This window comes from Pseudoalteromonas sp. 5Ae-yellow (assembly GCF_014077565.1).
Lineage (GTDB): Bacteria > Pseudomonadota > Gammaproteobacteria > Enterobacterales > Alteromonadaceae > Pseudoalteromonas.
Window position 1 is genome coordinate 22,784 of sequence record NZ_JACGWD010000041.1, and the last position, 17,942, is coordinate 40,725.

Sequence of the window (17,942 nt, forward strand, 5' to 3'; positions counted from 1 at the left end):
GTGATAACAGACTTATGTCAGATAAAAAAATCGCATTTATAGGCACAGGTAATATGAGCTACGCCATTATTGGTGGCATGGTAAAAAACGGCTTTAACGCAAGTAACATAATTGCGACTAACCGCAACCAAGAAAAGCTTGAAAAGGTAGCATTTGATTTCAAGGTGCAAACCACCAGTGACAATAACGAAGCCCTGCGCGATGCTGATGTAATTGTTTTGTCTGTTAAACCACAAATGATGGGCGATTTATGTAAATCGTTTCAAGAGTCAGGCGTAGACTTTAGCGATAAACTGTTTATTTCTGTTGCTGCGGGCTTAACTGTAAAACGTTTGCGTGAAATGCTAGGCCAAGACGTTAAAATGGTACGTTGTATGCCAAACACACCGTCTTTATTAGGGCGTGGTGTATCAGGTTTATATGGTGCGGGCGAAACACAAAGCGAACACGAATTTGTACAGCAAGTTTTTGAATGTACTGGCATCGCTGTATGGGTTGAGCAAGAGTCGCAAATTAACGATATTATTGCTGTGACTGGCTCATCGCCAGCTTACTTTTTCTTATTTATGGAAGCCATAGAAGAAAAAGCTAAAGCGCTGGGCTTTAACGATGAAGATGCTCGACGTTTAGTGCAACAAACAGCACTCGGCGCTGCCGAAATGGCACTTAGTCAGCCTGATATTAGTATTTCGCAACTACGTTCAAACGTAACATCTAAAGGCGGTACTACTCACGCAGCTGTTGAGCACTTAAAAGATGAAGGCTTAACTAAAACCGTTGGCGATGCAATGGATGCGTGTATTGCACGCGCAGAGCAAATGGAAAAAGAACTTTAAAACCACTTTTTATTGAAGGTTACACTATGAATGCCATGCAATTTTTAATCAGTACCCTGTTTGATTTGTTTTTAATGGTGGTATTACTGCGCTTTTGGCTGCAGTGGGCAAAAGCCGACTTTTATAATCCAATGAGCCAGTTTGTGGTTAAAGCCACTTCGTTTGCGGTAAAACCACTGCGTAAAATCATTCCTGGATTTGGTGGGCTTGATTTAGCATCTCTATTGCTGGCATTTATAGTTGCCGTAGCCAAAGTCAGTACTCTTGTATTAGTATCTCACTACATTTGGAATACACCGTATGTATTTATGGATGCATTTATAACAACAATATTTGAAATATTTAATTTAGTATTTTGGATCCTTATCATTCGCGCTATTTTAAGTTGGGTAAGCCAGGGCTATAACCCTATTGAAGCAGTTTTCCACCAACTTACTGAACCAATGCTTAAACCTATTCGTAAATTTCTTCCGCCTATGGGTGGATTGGACTTATCGGTATTGATATTAATTATCGCAATTCAGTTTTTACAGATACTCTTGAGTGGATTTCTTATCCCTAGTTACATTTTTTACTAAATTTAAAAGTCTATACTCAATATTTTTAGAGGCCTTATGGTCTCTTTTTTATATGTTTCTAGGAGTTAATAATGAACCGTTTAATTAAGTTTTGTTTTATTGCTTGTTTAGCATTTGCATTTAACGCGCAAAGCGAAGAAATGCAAGGCGCACAATACAAAAAGCTTGGCCCTTGGCAAGTGCATTACATCGCTTTTCCTTCTACTTTTATTCAGCCAAAAATATCAAAAGCGTATGGCCTTGAGCGAAGCGGATACAAAGGCATTGTGAATATTTCTGTTTTAAAAAATGATGCCGAAAACACAGCCCAAACGGCAAAGCTTACAGGCACAGCGAAAAACCTACTTGGCAACAAACAAACGCTTGCTTTTAAAGAAGTAAAAGAAGGTGAGTCAATTTATTACCTTGCCCAAGTTGATTACACCAACGAAGAGATTTTACGCTTTGAGATTGAAATACAACAAAGTAATCAATTTCAAAAATTACAGTTTCAGCAAAAATTTTACGTAGATTAATAACATGACCAAAACTTTAGTACTTGCTACAGGTAACCCTGGCAAAGTAAAAGAGCTAGCTAACATGCTAAGCTCTCTGAATATTAATGTAGTTCCACAGAGCGATTTTAATGTAAGTGAAGTTGCCGAAACCGGCACTACCTTTGTTGAAAATGCCATTATTAAAGCGCGCCATGCCGCTAAAATTACTGGCATGGCAGCTATTGCCGATGACTCTGGTTTAGAAGTTGATGGCTTAAATGGCGCGCCCGGCGTTTACTCAGCCCGTTTTGCAGGCCCAGGTGCCAGCGATCAAGATAACATTGATAAGTTACTCGTTGATTTGGGTAATAACCCTATCCGTAGTGCTCGTTTTTGGTGTGTACTGGTATTAATGCGCCACGCAGATGACCCTACTCCACTTATTTGCAGTGCAAGCTGGGAAGGCGAAATTACATTAACTCAAAATGGCAACGGTGGCTTTGGTTACGATCCGGTGTTTTTTGTAGCAGAGAAAAATTGTACGAGTGCTGAGCTTACAAAAGAGCAAAAAAATGCAGTGAGTCATCGCGGACAAGCGCTACAAAAATTATTGCTAGAGCTAAAGCAAAAAGGCGGCCTGTGAACCTTCCACCACTGAGCTTATATGTGCACGTGCCTTGGTGCGTGCAAAAATGCCCGTACTGCGATTTTAATAGCCACGGACAAAAAGGTGAAATACCTGAAGCTGAATATGTTCAGCATTTAATTGATGATTTAAAAGCTGATTTGCACTTAGTGCAAGGGCGTAAAATTCACAGTATTTTTATTGGTGGCGGCACTCCAAGCTTATTAACTGGTGCAGCTTACACCCGCTTACTTAAAGAAGTCGATAGCCTAATTGGACTTGAAGACAACTGCGAAATTACCCTTGAAGCCAACCCTGGCACAGTAGAAACAGGTCGTTTTAAAGATTACGTAAAAGCAGGTATTAACCGTATTTCTATTGGCGTGCAAAGCATGCAAAACGACAAGTTAAAAGCACTTGGTCGGATTCATGGCAGCGACGAGGCTAATTATGCTGCGCAGCAAGCTAAAGAAGCCGGTTTAAACAGCTTTAACCTTGATTTAATGCACGGCTTACCGGGGCAAACACTTGACGATGCACTGAGTGATTTAAAGCAAATAATAGCGCTAGATCCTCCGCATATATCTTGGTATCAACTAACTATTGAACCCAATACTCAGTTTGCTTCAAAGCCCCCTACCTTGCCACAAGATGAAACACTGTGGGACATTCAAGAACAAGGGGTTGAGTTACTCGCGCAAGCAGGTTACGTGCAATACGAAATATCGGGCTATGCAAAACCGGGCTATCAATGCCAACATAACTTAAATTATTGGCGTTTTGGCGATTATCTCGGTATTGGCTGCGGCGCACATGGTAAGGTTACTGATGCAAATACAGGGCTTATAACGCGTACCGAAAAGGTTAAACATCCACGCGGCTATATGGATTTAATTAAACCATATATGTATAAAAGCTGGCATGTAGAGCAGGACGATTTAGCGTTTGAATTTTTTATGAATCGCTTTCGCCTTGTTGAGCCTTGCCCAATTAATGATTTTAATAAACTAACAACACTGCCGCTGCAAAGTCAGCAAAGTGCATTAAACCAAGCAATAAATAAAGGTTTATTGACTCAAACAGACAGCCATTGGCAGGTAACCTTAAAAGGTCATCGCTTTTTAAATGACCTGCTAGAATTGTTTGTGTAGCGCTAAGGCACTGCACAACAATATAAAACTAATAAATATAAATCACCCTAATGGGTTTCTAACAACAAAAGGGAAAACAATGCGTAAACTCACTTTTATTGCGGCCGCAGTAAGCGTTGCACTACTTGCTGGCTGCCAGCAAACAACACAACAATCTACTTCAGCCCCTATTGCACAAGCAGTTCAATCACAACAAAGTGAAATAGACAAAGCCAATGCATTTTTTGAAGATACATTTAACCGCGATGTAATGAGCAGCCCTGTATATCAAACATACATGGGGATTAAGCAAGATTACGATAAATGGGACGATGGCAGCGAAGAAAGAAAGCTTAAAGATTTAGCACAAACAAAAGCTGACCTAGTTGCATTAAAAGCAATTAATCGTGATCTATTAGATGATGCAACAAAAGTTAGCTACGACTTAAAAAAACAGGATCTTGAAAGCTCAATTGCTGACTTTAAATGGCGCTACCATAATTACCCTGTGAACCAGATGTTTGGTACGCATTCTATGATCCCCGCGTTTTTAATTAATCAGCACTCAATTAGTAATGTAAAAGAAGCTAAAGACTACATTTCACGCCTAAATGGTGTAACTGGTGTTATTGATCAGCTTATCGTTGATTTAACTGTACGTGCAGAAAAAGGCATCATAGCCCCTAAATTTATATTCCCGCATGTTATTGATTCAAGCAAAAACATTATTCACGGTGCACCGTTTGAAAAAGGCGATGATTCCACATTGCTTGCTGACTTTAAACGAAAAGTAACAGCGCTTGAAATTGGCCAAGGCGAAAAAGACTCGTTAATCAGCGATGCATCAGATGCATTAAAATCGGCTGTTAAACCATCTTACTCTAAGCTAATTAATTACCTAGCGCAGCTTGAGAAACGTGCTGATGATCGCGATGGCGCATGGAAATTACCAGATGGCGAAGCGTTTTATAACAACGCACTTAAGCGCACTACAACAACAGATTTAACGGCTAAAGAAATTCATGCAATTGGTTTATCTGAAGTGACACGTATTCATGATGAAATGCGTGAAATTAAAGATAAAGTAGGCTTTAAAGGCGACTTAAAAGCGTTTATGCAGTTTATGAAAACTGACAAACAATTTTACTACCCTAATGATGCACAAGGTAAGCAACGCTACCTTGATGAAGCCACTGGACTTATTGATACAATGAAAACACGCTTAGATGAGTTATTCATTGTTAAACCAAAAGCTGATTTAAAAGTAAAAGCAGTTGAAGCATTCCGTGAAAAAGCAGCGGGCAAAGCATTTTACCAACAGCCAGCTCCAGATGGTTCACGCCCAGGTATTTACTACGCTAACCTTTATGACATGGAAGCTATGCCAACATATCAAATGGAAGCACTTGCTTACCACGAAGGTATTCCGGGTCACCACATGCAAATCGCTATTTCGCAAGAGCTAGAAGGCGTTCCTAAGTTCCGTAAATTTGGTGGTTACACTGCGTATATTGAAGGTTGGGGTTTATACTCAGAGTTCATTCCTAAAGAAATGGGCATGTACTCAGACCCTTACTCAGATTTTGGTCGTCTTTCAATGGAGCTATGGCGCGCATGTCGTCTAGTGGTTGATACGGGTATTCACGCGATGAAGTGGACTCGTCAAGAAGGTATTGATTACTACGTAAATAACACGCCTAATGCAACATCTGACGGTGTTAAAATGGTTGAGCGTCACATTGTAATGCCTTCACAAGCAACGGCTTATAAAGTGGGTATGCTCAAGATTTTAGAGCTTCGTGAAGACGCTAAAAAGCAACTGGGTGATAAGTTTGATATTCGCCAGTTCCACGACGTAGTACTTAAAAATGGTCCTGTACCACTAAATGTACTAGAGAACTTTGTTAATGAATGGGTAGCAAGCAAAAAAGCTTAAAACCAATTTAAACAATTGCTTTAAATATGAAAGGTCGCATTTGCGGCCTTTTTTGTTTTATAGTAGTAAAAAAGATTTTTGGAAATAATAATGGATTTAAGCATACAACTACTTAATGCGCGTATTTCAAAGCAACAGTTAAATGAGCTCGATAACGACTTTAAGCAGTTAAGCCCTGCTCAGCAAACTTTGCAGCTTAACCATTTATATGACAGCGCCCAACGGTTGAGTGTTAAGTATGACTTTATGCAAAACATAGCAATCCGTATATTAAGTACTAATACAGCACCTTCTCCATTTATTAATCAACTCACTAATATTGACGCATTGAGCTTTTTTACCCCTGCGCTGAAAGTAAATAAAGGCTTTTTAGTACAAGATACACAAGGAAATAACGTATTGCACAATGTGTTTAAGCATGCCGATGCTACAAAGCTGCCATTTAACTATGTGCGCTCTTTGATGTTGTTTGAATCAAATGATGAGTTAGCTAAAGCGCTGGCGCAGCCCAACTCTCATGGCTTAACACCGGTTGCCTGCTACATAGCCTATGCAAATAAACCTAGCACACCGGTAAAGCATGAATTTTCAGCTTTGTTAGCATTAATGGAAATAGAGCAAAAACAAAATCCTAACGCTAAACAGCAGCTTACCAACGTAATAAAAGGGCAAAAAGTTAACGAGACCACAATTTTACTGAGCGCCGCTTACTTGCAACGCTCAACGGCGCAAGTTGCTCACTTAATCAAGGCGCTTTAATTCACTCACAACTTCTGTACGCACACTGTCTATGGCATGTGTAATAGATTGCGCAGCACTTTGGTGATCAACCATATTTGGCCAATTTGTTTGCCAGACCTTTTGTAAGTCTTTTGTTTTTAAATGTACTTTATCAACGGCTAAGTAGCTTAAGTCATGAATAAAGTTAACTTTAACCCAGCCTTTTCTGGGGCTGCCATCTATTTTGTTATTATCGTAATGTGCTGCAAATACAATAAGCTCAAGCTCGGCTAGTTCTTGTAAAATTTGAAAGCTAACAATGCGTGTATTGTTGTTATCTTCACTTGCCTCCATCCGCCATGCATTATAACTAAAGCCTATAAACGCAAATACTACGCTCGCTATAGCAGTGAAAAAATACGAACGGGGCGCCAGTACAAACTGACCATATTTAGACTCTGACATATTATTTCCTAGAGCCTATTTATCTTTCGAGGTTAAATTTGCAGCAGTATGTTTGGTATTTAGGCAAGGCAGAGCCTATGCAGTGTGGTTATTTCCCATAAATAGGCGGTAACGTGGAATAAATGCCAAACATGCGCTGCCGAAGGGTTCTGCCTAGGGGCAATTTACTCTTTGTTGCCTACATGGATGTAGGTAAGGGGCGTGAGCAGGACGCGGAAGCTTAGCTCGGTTTTTACTTAGCCCGCTAGGTTACAAACCTCACGCCGCGATTAAATCGCACCTAGATTGAACAAATTTTAATTCTGAAAGGTCAACAGGCCCTAGTCATTTAAGTAATATTCAACACTGGTTACCACTCTTATATTTTTTATTTGCGGTGTGTTTGAATCTCGATTACTGATACTAAATTGCCCTTGGCGAGCTGTTTTTATTTTGCCTAATTTTGAATTAGAGTCTTTAGCAAATTTATTAGCGACTTCACGCGCTTTTTCAGTTGCTTCTTGCACCATCGCAGGCTTTACATCATTGAGGCCAGTAAAGATGTATTCAACTTTTGTTTCGTAGCTATCTTGCACTATTGCGATATCTTGTTTAGCAAGCTGGCTTACTTTACTCAGCGCGTTTTGCACTTTATCTGGCGCAGCAGAATAAACAATAATATTTGAGCGCACTATGTATCTAAATTGTTGATTTTCATTACTGTATTCACGTGCTTGCTTATCAATAACTGACTGGCTACCTATTGTTATTTCATCGTTGTCAAAACCATGGAGTTTTAAAAAAGCAGTTACCGCATCATTTTTTTTCTCAACTCGGCTTACTAATTTTTCAAGGTTATTGTCGGCATCACTAAATTGCAGAGGCCAAATTACCGTATCGGCTATTACTTCTCGCTCGGCCAATCCCTTAACCTGCACAGTACGTTCCATCCCTTTCACACTCAAAGCGGTACTTTTTAAAATAAACCCTAAGCTAATTAAGCCTATACTTAAACAAATAGCCGCTATAACAATGTAAAAACCGGGGGTTTTATTCACAATAATCTCCTTGATTGATATCAATAATAAGCATCGAGACGCTCGAAATAACACAGTAAACAGGGTACATTGAAACTATAAATAACGCAAAATTTAATCAGCCTAGGAAAAACCATGAGCCTTAAGCGTATAACCCAATTTTTTAACCCAAGCTCAGTGGCCGTTATTGGCGCCTCTAACATATCAACTCGGGCTGGTTTTGTGGTTATGCGCAACTTACTTCAAGGTGGCTTTAAAGGGCCGATAATGCCTGTTACTCCAAGCCATAGCGCAGTACATGGCGTACTTGCTTACCCTTCTATTGCTGACTTACCAAAAGTACCCGACCTTGCTGTTATTTGTACTAACAAAAACACCTTAATTGATATTATTGAGCAGCTTGGAGAGCTTGGCTGTAAAACCGCTATTGTTATTGCCGATGGGCTGTCTGGGGAGCAAAAAAGCGCGCTTGAAGCATGCGCTCAAGCCAAGCAAGTTACTTTGCTTGGACCCAACTGTTTAGGCTTGCTGATCCCTCATATTGGGTTAAATGCGAGCTTTTCACATACCGTGGCAAGCCCAGGTAAAATAGCATTTGTATCGCAATCAGCAGCAGTATGCTCAACCATTTTAGATTGGGCTAAAAACAAAGAAATTGGCTTTTCATATTTTGTATCAGTAGGCGATTGCCTTGATATAAACTTCAATGAACTACTCGACTTTTTAGGTCGTGATGCTAAAACCAAAGCTATTTTACTCTACATTGATAACATTGAAGATATTCGTGGCTTTATATCAGCAGCAAGAGCTGCGGCCTTTAGCAAACCTGTAATTGCGATTAAAACAGGTAAAACAAGTGCCGGCGCACTCGCGGCCGAAATTCACACCGGCGGAAAGCAAAGCTCTGATGCTGTTTACGATGCGTTATTTCAACGCGCTGGTATGCTGCGCGTAAATGACTTACGTGAACTGTTTGCAGCGACACAAACACTCGCCATGCACCCCAAATTATTAAAAGTAGAGCAACTGACTATTTTAACTAATGGTGGCGGCCCGGGTGTTATGGCTGTTGATGAGCTAATTCAAAGCTCCGGTAAATTAGCAGAACTAAGCATTGAAACCCGAAATGCGCTAAATAAAGTCATTCCGCAATCAGAAACCACCTCAAACCCTGTGGATATTTTTGGCGACTCAGCACCTGCACGTTATAAGCAAGCATTAGAAGTTTTACTGCACGCAAAAGAAGTTAAAAATTTACTGATTATCCATACTCCCTCAGCGCTTGCGCCCAGCAAAGACTACGCCAACATTATTGTAGAAACCTTACAAACATTGCCTAAAATGGCGCGCCCTTACGTTATAACTAACTTTATGGGTGAAGACGCATCTTACGCTGCCAGAAAAGTGTGCTCAAACAACGCAATACCCACTTATAGAACACCAGAGGGGGCTGTTGGTGCATTTATGCACTTGGTAACGTATCGTCGTAACCAAAAGCATTTAACGCAAACACCCGAGTCGAACACTGATGACGCTAAAATAAATAAGGTGGCAGCTAGAACCCTTATTAATGAGTTTTTAGATGAAGGACAAAGCTACTTACCTACCCATCAGGCAAGCCAAGTATTAAACCATTACGGTATTAAATGTATTCAAACTGAGGTTGCCTACACACCAACAGAAGCGAGAGAGCAAGCCATAGAGCTGGGTTTTCCAGTCGCGTTAAAGCTCATTAGCCCAAGTATTGCCTCAAAATCTGAAGTAGGTGGTGTTGTACTTAACCTAAATGATGCTAACGAGGTTGAGCAAACCGCTTTTGCAATGCTCATCCGTATTAAAAACACTTATCCAGATGCTGTTATTGAAGGGTTCTCATTACAAAAAATGGCGCCACGAGCAGGCGCAAATGAGCTGAGAATTGCGATTAAAACAGAGCCTAATTTTGGCCCAGTTATATTATTGGGTGAAGCAGGTACCGGGCTTGAATATGCACAAGCCGCCGTTGCGCTACCTCCACTGAATATGAACTTAGCAAAGTATTTAATTGCAGCAGCGCACGATAAAGGCGTATTAAAGGAGCGCATACTCCCCGAAAAAGTTGATAAGTATCGTTTGTGTGCACTGCTAACGCGTATTTCTCAGTTAGTTATTGATCAACCTGACATAAGCTCAATGGAACTAAATCCTATACTTGCCAGTAATGGTCAATTTTTAGTGCTCGATGCCACCATGACACTTAGCCGCTATCAAACTCAGATCAATCGTAAGCGCTTATCTATTCGTCCCTACCCTATTGAACTTGTTGAAGTGGTAACGCTTAAAAACAACACCCAAGCTACGCTCAGACCGATAAAGCCAGAAGATGAACAAGCCCATAAAGCATTTGACGAGTCACTTAATAAAGAGGACAGATATAAACGCTTTTTTGGCGAACTACCACAATTTAACCACGACCAACTCGCTAAAATGACCCAAATTGATTATGACCGCGAAATGGCGTTTATTGTTTGCCAACGCTTTGAAGGTAAAACTCGTACACTGGGTGTGTCTCGCGTTATTATGGACCCCGATAACCTGCATGCTGAGTTTGCCATTGTAGTACGCTCAGATTGCCAAGGTTTAGGGCTTGGTCGCATACTAATGAGTGCTGCAATTAACCACTGTAAACGCCAAGGTGTGGAATCGATTGAAGGCATAACCTTACCAGAGAATACGGGGATGATTGAGCTTGCCCGTAAGTTAGGTTTTAAAATTAGTCGCGACTTTGAAGAAGGCAGTATTAACATGGTACTTAAACTTAAATAATGAATGAACCGCAAACTTTACGCCAAAAAATGGCTTGCCTGTTTGAAGGTACAGGTCAATATCAACGTTCAGGGCATATTCTTGATATTGCACTCATTAGCATAATAATGATTAACGTTGTAGCCATTGTTATTGAGTCAATCCCAAGTGTGGCAGAGCAGTATTACAACGAATTCTTAGTTTTAGAAATTGTCTCTGTCACTATTTTTGCTGTTGAATACTTAGCAAGGCTTTGGGCCTGTATAGATAAAACAAAATATATGGCAATTGAAGGGTCGAACAGTAAACGCAGATTAAAATATTTTTTATCGCCACTGGCACTTATCGATTTAATCGCTATTTTACCTAGCTTAATGATGTTTTTATTTCCGCTCGATTTACGTTTTTTACGCGTACTTAGATTATTGCGCGTCTTTAAACTTACTCGTTACTCACGTGCAATGCAGTTATTGTTACAAGCATTTATGGATGAAGGTAGCTCACTCTTAGCGGCATTTTTTATTATGGCCGTAGTGCTCATTTTAGCTTCATGTGGAATTTATTTAATTGAGCACGATATACAGCCAGATACTTTTGGCTCTATTCCTGCGGCTATGTGGTGGGCAATGGCAACGCTAACTACCGTGGGCTATGGGGATGTAGTGCCTATAACGGCAATGGGGAAATTTTTTGGCGGTGTGATCACATTGCTAAGCATGGGCATGGTCGCAATTCCTACAGGGTTATTGGCGTCTAGCTTTTCAGAACAAATACGTAAGCGCCGCCAATTTTTTGAGGATGCAGTGCATGAACAAATTCAAGATGGCACACTTAACCAAGCCCAACACGAACACTTAGAAGATCTACGCTACAAATTAGGGCTAAGTAAACTTGAGGCCAATAAAGCGATTAAGACCCAACTCAATCAGCACAATAGTCATATTTATTGTCGCCATTGTGGTAAACGCCCTTAATTTTCTATCGCTATTATTGATTGAAAATATCGCTCCAATCGCGATTAATAAGTGCCAGCACTTCGTTATTTGGTACCGGTTTACTAAACAAATACCCTTGGAAATGCTTGCATCCTCGAGCCTTTAAAAAGGTAAGTTGATGCGAGCTTTCTACACCCTCCGCAACACATTCTTTACCTAAGCTGTGGGCCAATGCAAGGGTTGACTGAATAATGGCTTCGTCGTCAGAATCAATCCCAATATCTTCTACAAAGCTCCTATCAATTTTTAATACATCAATCGGAAAGCGCTTTAAATAAGTGAGCGGTGCGTACCCCGTACCAAAGTCATCCATGTAGAGCTTGCAACCTAGCTTTTTAAGTTGCTCCATGCTTTGCAGAGCTTGATGAGAGTCGCGCATAAGTACAGATTCTGTTATTTCAAAAACAATGGCTTCTGATGATACCTGCGCATGATTTAGCGCATTTCTAATCTCGGGTACTAAATCTTCGAATTCAAAATCGAGCGCCGATAAATTAATAGAAAGATACAAGTGAGGCGAGGCTTTTCGCCACTCTTTTAGCTCTAGTAAAGCACGCGCAAATGTTTGCAGCATAATTTTTGTAATTAAGCCAATACCCTCTGCTGCTAAAGAAAACTCTTGAGTTTGTACTAGTTTATTTTCGGGCCAACGCAGCAGCACTTCAAAGCCTTCTGTTTTTTGGCTCTTAGCATTAATAATAGGCTGATAGTAATTACAAAACTCTTCTTCTCGATACGCTCTAGTAAGCTGAGATTCAAGATGCAGCGCTCTTTGAACATGCTGGTTCATCTCTTGCTTATAAAACTGGTAGCGCCCTTCTAAAGAGTCTTTTGCATGATATAACGCTATGCTCGCAGCTTTTAAAAGTGCGGGGCCTTGCTCTGCGTCATCTGGCGATATCGACACACCAATACTTAAATTAACGTTTACAACTTGACCATTAATCGCAATATTTTGATTCACGCAATCCATCAACTTAGTACATATTATAAGTACTTGCTCTATCTGATGAATATCTTCTACTAACACGACAAACTCATCGCCACCAAATCGCGCAACACTATCCGATGGTCGCAAAGAGCACTTTAAGCGCTCAGCAACTTCTTTAATTAGCTCATCAGCCGCTTCGTGCCCTAATGAGTCATTAAAGTATTTAAAACGTTTAATATTGATATGTAACAAAGCCACTTTGCATCCATGCAGTTTTGCTTGTTCAAGGGCGTGTTCAACGCGGTCATTAAATAATGTACGATTTGGCAGCCCAGTTAAGGCATCGTAGTTGGCCAATAGGTGCAGCTCGTTTTCAGCTGATTTTTGTGCGTTTATATCGGTTAAAATAATGACATAACTATTAAGGCGCTGCTCGTTATCGGCCACTGCACTTATTTTCACAAGTACATGACGCGATTCACCATTAGCTAAAACCACACTGTCTTCGCACGAAAAATGCTCCCCAACAGATAGCTTTTGCATAATGCGTAAATAATCAAAACGATTGCTGCGCGATATACCTAAATTTAAAGTCCGGCTAGATAACGACTCAGCGGTGAAGTTAAAGGCGGTTTGCAGTGATTTATTAGAAGCCCGAATATTTAAGTTTTTATCGAGTATAAACACCCAATCACGTGTTTGCTCAAATGCTGCCGTAAATAGTAAAGCGTGTTCTTCAAACACCATCTCACGGGTCATATTTGTATAAGTACCCGCTACTTTTTGTGGAGTTTTATCATCCCACTCAACTACTTTTCCAAAGTCCTTATACCAGCGCCAATAGCCTTTTGCATGGCGCAGGCGGTAGGTACAATTAAAGTAGCCTTTATCGGTAGATAAAAATTCAAGCCACTCTAAGCGAAATAGCTGTTTGTCCTGCGGATGAATTTTAGATAAATATTCATCAAGGCTTACGGTTTCATTTTCATAGCTTAACTCACTCGCTAAGCGGGGTTGGTAAATGCTTGGGTTGCTCGACTCCCAATCCCAGACACCCGATTCGCTGCCTTCAAGTGCTAATTTTAAACGCGCTTCGCTTTCTTTACTTTCTTTATTTGCTGCCAATAAAATACGCTGAATTTTATTACGGCGCATAACCCACATAGCAACAAAACCAATAAACAGCATGGCGTAAAGCACCATAAAATAAGGTGCACGCCAAAGCGGATACTTTACTTTTATTTTTAAAATAGCAGGCGAGGTATATTCGCCAGTCAGGGGGTCTTTAGCCCAAACTTTTAATTGGTAATTACCTGGATTCAATTTTGGAAACAATACGCGGTTGTTATTTCGAGTATAACTTTTTTGTCCGTTATCGAGTTGATACTCATAAATGATGCGTTCTTGATTGCTAAATGCCATGGCAGAAAATGCCACTTCAAGCCCTATATCATCATGGTTTAACACAACCTCGTTGAGCGGCTGTTTTAAATCAAGCGATAGATCTCGTGACATTAAATCAACTCGCGTAATATTTACGTGATCAATAAGTGATTGGTAATTTTGGTTTTCCATTGGGTGAAAATAAGTAAAACCTTTTAAGCTACCATACGCAATATGGCCATCTTTAAGCTGTGCCATGGCGTTACTATTAAACTCAGCAGAGAGTAGCCCTTCTGACGTAGAAAATTGTTGAAAATGAAGTGTTTCTGGGTTTAATCGCCAAATGCCTTTATGGCTACTCATCCAAATCATGCCATCATCATCTAGCACCATATCGTAAAGCAATGTGCCTAATTTATTCTTCTCTAAATCGATTGTATGTACTAATTGATAAGTAGATGCGTCAAGGCCTATCAAGCCAAAATTAGAAAGTGATATCCACAATATATTGTTGTTATCTATTAAATAAGAAAGCACGCTAATGGCTACGTTTTCATGCTGCTTTGGCACTTTGTAAATCATTTTAAGTGCTAAATCACTTGGGTTTACTTGATATAAAATTCCAGCATTAAAAAATAGTGGTGAGTCTGGCTTATTGCTCAACGCGGGTAAAAAGCCATGAGCTAAAAAGGGTTCAAATTGATCAAATTGGCCACCCAAACGCGTTACTACCTGTGAATCTATATTGTATATAAATACCCCATGATCTGAGTGCACAAAGTATAGATCGCCATTTGGCATTAGTGTAACGCCATGCACCCTACCAGTAATCAGCTCTTGATCAGCAGGGTTATGTACTTTAGGTTCGCTAACTTGATGCGTTACAGGGTCAAAAATAAATAAACCACGGTTTGTATAAAGCCATAAATTATCTTTATAGGGCGTTATTTCATATACGGTAAATTCAGTGGTGAGTAAGTCAACTTTGTAGTCTTTTAAATAAGCTTTACCAATGTTTGTTTTTAAATCAACCTCAGTAATACCATTATGCGTTGCAAGCCAAAGCTTGTCTTTATATTCGGTAATCCCCCAGATAGAGTGATGCGATAAACCATCCCCCCCGAGCAAAGTGCCATCGACATTATTAAAATGATAGCTGTCATGAGATAAATAAAACGCACCATCAGTCTTAGTCGCAACCCATGTACCACCCGATTTATCTTTAGCCATATCAATAATACTGGTATCGGCAAGTGTGTACTTACTTTGGGCTATTCGAGTATTTTTAATCAGCTCTTTTGTGTTTAAATCAAATTTAAACAAGCCTTTGTCGGTAGCTAAATCTATTGTTCCGTGTTCGTTTACTATGCTCCAAACATTTAGGTCACTTAGTAATACTTTACTCTTAAAAGATAAATCTGGGCGTTCAAACATTTTTGATAAGTTACTAATATCAACTTCGTATAAGCCTTGTACCGCCCCGACTAACAACTGTTTATTTTCACCTAATGCGAACGACTTAATATTATTTTGGTAAATATGTTCAGCTTCACCTTTTAAGTGCTGTAGAGGTCTAACTTGCTCTGTGGCAATATCAAATACGTATGCGCCATGGCTTGTACCTATAAATATATAACCATTGTAAGCAAACAGCTTTCTCACAAGAGTATTTTTATATTTAGCAGGCAGCTCAAAAATAGTTGTTATTTTTCCGGTTGCGATATCAAGCTTTGCAAAATCGCGACCTCGCCCAATCCAAAGCGTTTTTTTATCAACGGCCACCATACTAAAAACAGACTGATTGATAATCTCTTCTTCACTGGTTGGTTTTTCAAGGAATTGCTGATATGAATCTGTTACGGGGTCGTACCTAAATAGGCCTGCAAGTAACGAGGCAATCCAAATATGTCCTTGAGGGTCTTGGTAAATACGATCGATGATCGCCTCTTCTAATTCACCATTAGGTCCATTTATTGGAATAACTTGATAGCCATCATAACGATTGAGCCCGGCCTCAGTCGAAAGCCACAGGTAACCGTTAGTGTCTATAAGCATAGTATTAACGTAGCTTTGTGATAAGCCTTCGCTTGGAGATAAACGTTTTACTTGTGCCTCTACTTGGCAACTTAGAATAGTTATTAAAACTACAAAGCAACTAATTATCCCGTTAACGCATTTACTCATGCTTATTCCATATTATTATTTATTATTATGGGTACTCTAGAGCGACTATATTTCGATGTTTGTAAGTATCAAAAAGTACTTGTAAAGCAAGAGTATATGTTAACACCTGGTTAAAACCAATAGCGCGATATAAATCAGCTACGTTTTCATATGCGAAGGTCTTTATCTCTCTATTTTGCGACTTTAAGAGTGTTGAAAGCAATTGTTTTGCAATCCCTTTACCGCGATGTTCCAGCGCAACAAACATGGTAGATAAAAATAAAAACTCTGTTTTATCTTGTAACCTACATGCTGCCACTATTTCATTATTATAGTAAGTAACCCATACCTTATCTTGTTTATTAGCACGCCCTCTTACGCTGTGCTTTTTGTAGAATTTATTCACAAGTGGGGTTTTTAGTTCATTTAACACTTCAACTTTATACATTTTTATATCGATATTTAGCTAAGCATTAGCGCTAAATACTGTTCAAATTTTTGTTTCAAAACCATTTGCTCTGCCACTGGGCGGCTGTGGATTGTGTTGTAAACTTGCTCTCTCGTTTTTTTATTACGCTTAATTTGATACGCCCAAAAAGACGCTTCATAATCTAACTGAATTTGATATTTTTCTTCACGTGGTAATAGGCATAAATTAAAACTCACAATACTTCCTCATTCGCTTTTAAGATTATTTGATTCCCCCTCTAAACTGGGCAAGAGGTAATCTCCTTGTTATTATACGCGTCTTATTTTATTTATTTCTGTAGTAATTGGAACTGATAATGAATAGACATTTTAGTATCTTGTTATTATTGGTAAATTTATTTTTTAGTGCATCTTGTTTTAGTCATCAATACAACCTCACTTTTAATCGTCCGCAAAGTACACCTCAAGCTGATTATGCCCTCGAGCTATTAAAGTTAGCATACGCAGATATCGGTTTTAAAATACATATAATCGATTTTAGTCACCAAAATGCTTTGCTCGCTGCAAATAATGGCGTACTTGATGGGCAGTTAGGAAGAGATGCAAGCGTTGAAGAAAATTACGAAAACTTAATTAGAGTCGATTATGAGCTATTTAAGTTTGACTTAGTATTATATAAAAACTGTTTACCTAACAGTTTAGAACAGCTCGATAGCGTCGCAATTGTTGATGGCTACCCTGTGCAAGAACATTATTTAGCAAGCACACAGTTTGCAGGGAATATTATTAAAGTTAAAAGCATGAATACCCAACTTAATTTGCTTGCTCAGAAAAAAGTACAGGGAGCTTTGATGATTAACTTTATAATGCAAAATAATGAGCTCCCGTCACCTCAAGGCTGTTTTGTAAAAGAAGTATTGAGTACTTATCCGCTTTATCATTATTTAAATAAACGTAATGAAAACTTAGTAGAAAAGCTTAAAATGTCATTAATTAACCTAACTAACAATGGCACTGTGTACGCACTAAGAGCCAAATATGGATTAAGCTTTTAAAAGTCGAACCCTTGCTGCTGCGCCTGCGTGATTGGCACTGCATTTTGCTGCTTTTTTTGAAGGTAGCGCTTGTAGCGCTGCTGGCACAAACTAAGCACCTTCTTTTTTTGGTCGTTCGATAAGGTATTCCACGAAAAGCGCTCATCCCGACTACGATAACACCCTTTGCAATACCCTCTGTTGTTAACTAAGCAAATACTTTTGCAAGGACTTGGAATATCAAATATTTCAATTTGTTGCATGCATAAGTACCGCCCAGTTGAAGAGGAGGTATTAGTATAGCGTTATTTTTGAGCATCGAGTAGGGTGAGGCTTATGCCTCATCCCTCTCACAGAACCGTACGTACGGACCTCGTATACGGCTCCTGTACCCTTCACATTTTATCAACTTATTTCCTAAACGCTGATAAAGCAAGCCAT

General features: G+C 39.5%; 16 protein-coding genes. 10 read left to right on the plus strand and 6 right to left on the minus strand.

Annotated elements, in window-relative coordinates; genetic code table 11:
- Positions 1-14: 14 nt before the first annotated feature.
- The 7 genes from proC to H4J63_RS12225 all read left to right on the plus strand — a co-directional run bounded on the left by proC (position 15) and on the right by H4J63_RS12225 (position 6,340).
- Positions 15-836, plus strand: coding sequence for a pyrroline-5-carboxylate reductase (gene proC, locus H4J63_RS12195; protein WP_182196819.1), 822 nt, complete (start codon positions 15-17; stop codon positions 834-836).
- Between the two features lie 26 nt (positions 837-862).
- Entirely contained in the window at positions 863-1,414 is a 552-nt protein-coding gene (locus H4J63_RS12200) for a YggT family protein (RefSeq protein ID WP_182196822.1), read from the plus strand.
- A gap of 71 nt (positions 1,415-1,485) precedes the next feature.
- Positions 1,486-1,929 (plus strand): DUF4426 domain-containing protein, encoded by a 444-nt coding sequence (locus tag H4J63_RS12205; protein WP_182196825.1) that lies wholly within the window; start codon positions 1,486-1,488, stop codon positions 1,927-1,929.
- Positions 1,930-1,933: 4 nt separating this feature from the next.
- The gene (locus H4J63_RS12210; RefSeq protein WP_182196828.1) at positions 1,934-2,533 is read left to right on the plus strand and encodes an XTP/dITP diphosphatase; all 600 of its coding nucleotides are present in this window, start codon (positions 1,934-1,936) and stop codon (positions 2,531-2,533) included.
- Positions 2,530-3,666, plus strand: a complete 1,137-nt coding sequence (hemW, locus tag H4J63_RS12215; RefSeq protein WP_182196830.1) for a radical SAM family heme chaperone HemW — start codon at positions 2,530-2,532, stop codon at positions 3,664-3,666. Before H4J63_RS12210 ends, hemW begins: the two co-directional genes overlap by 4 nt.
- Positions 3,667-3,745: 79 nt before the next feature.
- On the plus strand, positions 3,746-5,581 hold the full coding sequence (locus tag H4J63_RS12220) for a DUF885 family protein (protein ID WP_182196833.1): 1,836 nt from the start codon (positions 3,746-3,748) through the stop codon (positions 5,579-5,581).
- A 90-nt stretch (positions 5,582-5,671) separates the two neighbouring features.
- Entirely contained in the window at positions 5,672-6,340 is a 669-nt protein-coding gene (locus H4J63_RS12225; protein WP_182196836.1) for a hypothetical protein, read from the plus strand.
- Here the strand turns inward: H4J63_RS12225 and H4J63_RS12230 are convergent.
- Together H4J63_RS12230 and H4J63_RS12235 are read right to left on the minus strand one after the other, a co-directional pair.
- Entirely contained in the window at positions 6,323-6,766 is a 444-nt protein-coding gene (locus H4J63_RS12230) for a hypothetical protein (RefSeq protein WP_182196839.1), read from the minus strand. The genes H4J63_RS12225 and H4J63_RS12230 overlap by 18 nt on opposite strands.
- Before the next feature lie 320 nt (positions 6,767-7,086).
- On the minus strand, positions 7,087-7,803 hold the full coding sequence (locus tag H4J63_RS12235) for an SIMPL domain-containing protein (RefSeq protein ID WP_024596209.1): 717 nt from the start codon (positions 7,801-7,803) through the stop codon (positions 7,087-7,089).
- A gap of 114 nt (positions 7,804-7,917) precedes the next feature.
- On the opposite strand from H4J63_RS12235, the gene H4J63_RS12240 reads away from it, so the two are divergent.
- The gene (locus H4J63_RS12240; RefSeq protein WP_182196841.1) at positions 7,918-10,587 is read left to right on the plus strand and encodes a bifunctional acetate--CoA ligase family protein/GNAT family N-acetyltransferase; all 2,670 of its coding nucleotides are present in this window, start codon (positions 7,918-7,920) and stop codon (positions 10,585-10,587) included.
- Complete coding sequence (locus H4J63_RS12245) at positions 10,587-11,540, plus strand: ion transporter (protein ID WP_182196844.1); 954 nt, start codon at positions 10,587-10,589, stop codon at positions 11,538-11,540. The genes H4J63_RS12240 and H4J63_RS12245 overlap by 1 nt, the downstream gene beginning before the upstream one ends.
- A 13-nt stretch (positions 11,541-11,553) precedes the next feature.
- Here the strand turns inward: H4J63_RS12245 and H4J63_RS12250 are convergent, their stop codons facing one another.
- Genes H4J63_RS12250 through H4J63_RS12260 form a run of 3 tightly spaced genes read right to left on the minus strand, consistent with a single transcriptional unit; the run spans position 11,554 to position 16,704 of the window.
- Positions 11,554-16,059: an EAL domain-containing protein gene (locus H4J63_RS12250; protein ID WP_182196847.1), complete on the minus strand. Its 4,506-nt coding sequence runs from the start codon at positions 16,057-16,059 to the stop codon at positions 11,554-11,556.
- 25 nt (positions 16,060-16,084) lie between these two features.
- Positions 16,085-16,486, minus strand: a complete 402-nt coding sequence (locus tag H4J63_RS12255) for a GNAT family N-acetyltransferase (RefSeq protein ID WP_182196850.1) — start codon at positions 16,484-16,486, stop codon at positions 16,085-16,087.
- A gap of 14 nt (positions 16,487-16,500) precedes the next feature.
- Positions 16,501-16,704 carry a DUF3283 family protein gene (locus tag H4J63_RS12260; protein WP_024596204.1) on the minus strand — a complete coding sequence of 68 codons (204 nt, stop codon included), beginning with the start codon at positions 16,702-16,704 and terminating at the stop codon, positions 16,501-16,503.
- A 119-nt stretch (positions 16,705-16,823) separates the two neighbouring features.
- On the opposite strand from H4J63_RS12260, the gene H4J63_RS12265 reads away from it, so the two are divergent.
- Positions 16,824-17,522 (plus strand): ABC transporter substrate-binding protein, encoded by a 699-nt coding sequence (locus tag H4J63_RS12265; protein ID WP_182196852.1) that lies wholly within the window; start codon positions 16,824-16,826, stop codon positions 17,520-17,522.
- On the opposite strand, the gene H4J63_RS12270 is transcribed toward H4J63_RS12265, so the two are convergent.
- Positions 17,519-17,764, minus strand: coding sequence for a DUF1289 domain-containing protein (locus tag H4J63_RS12270; RefSeq protein ID WP_182196853.1), 246 nt, complete (start codon positions 17,762-17,764; stop codon positions 17,519-17,521). The genes H4J63_RS12265 and H4J63_RS12270 overlap by 4 nt on opposite strands.
- Positions 17,765-17,942 lie beyond the last annotated feature (178 nt).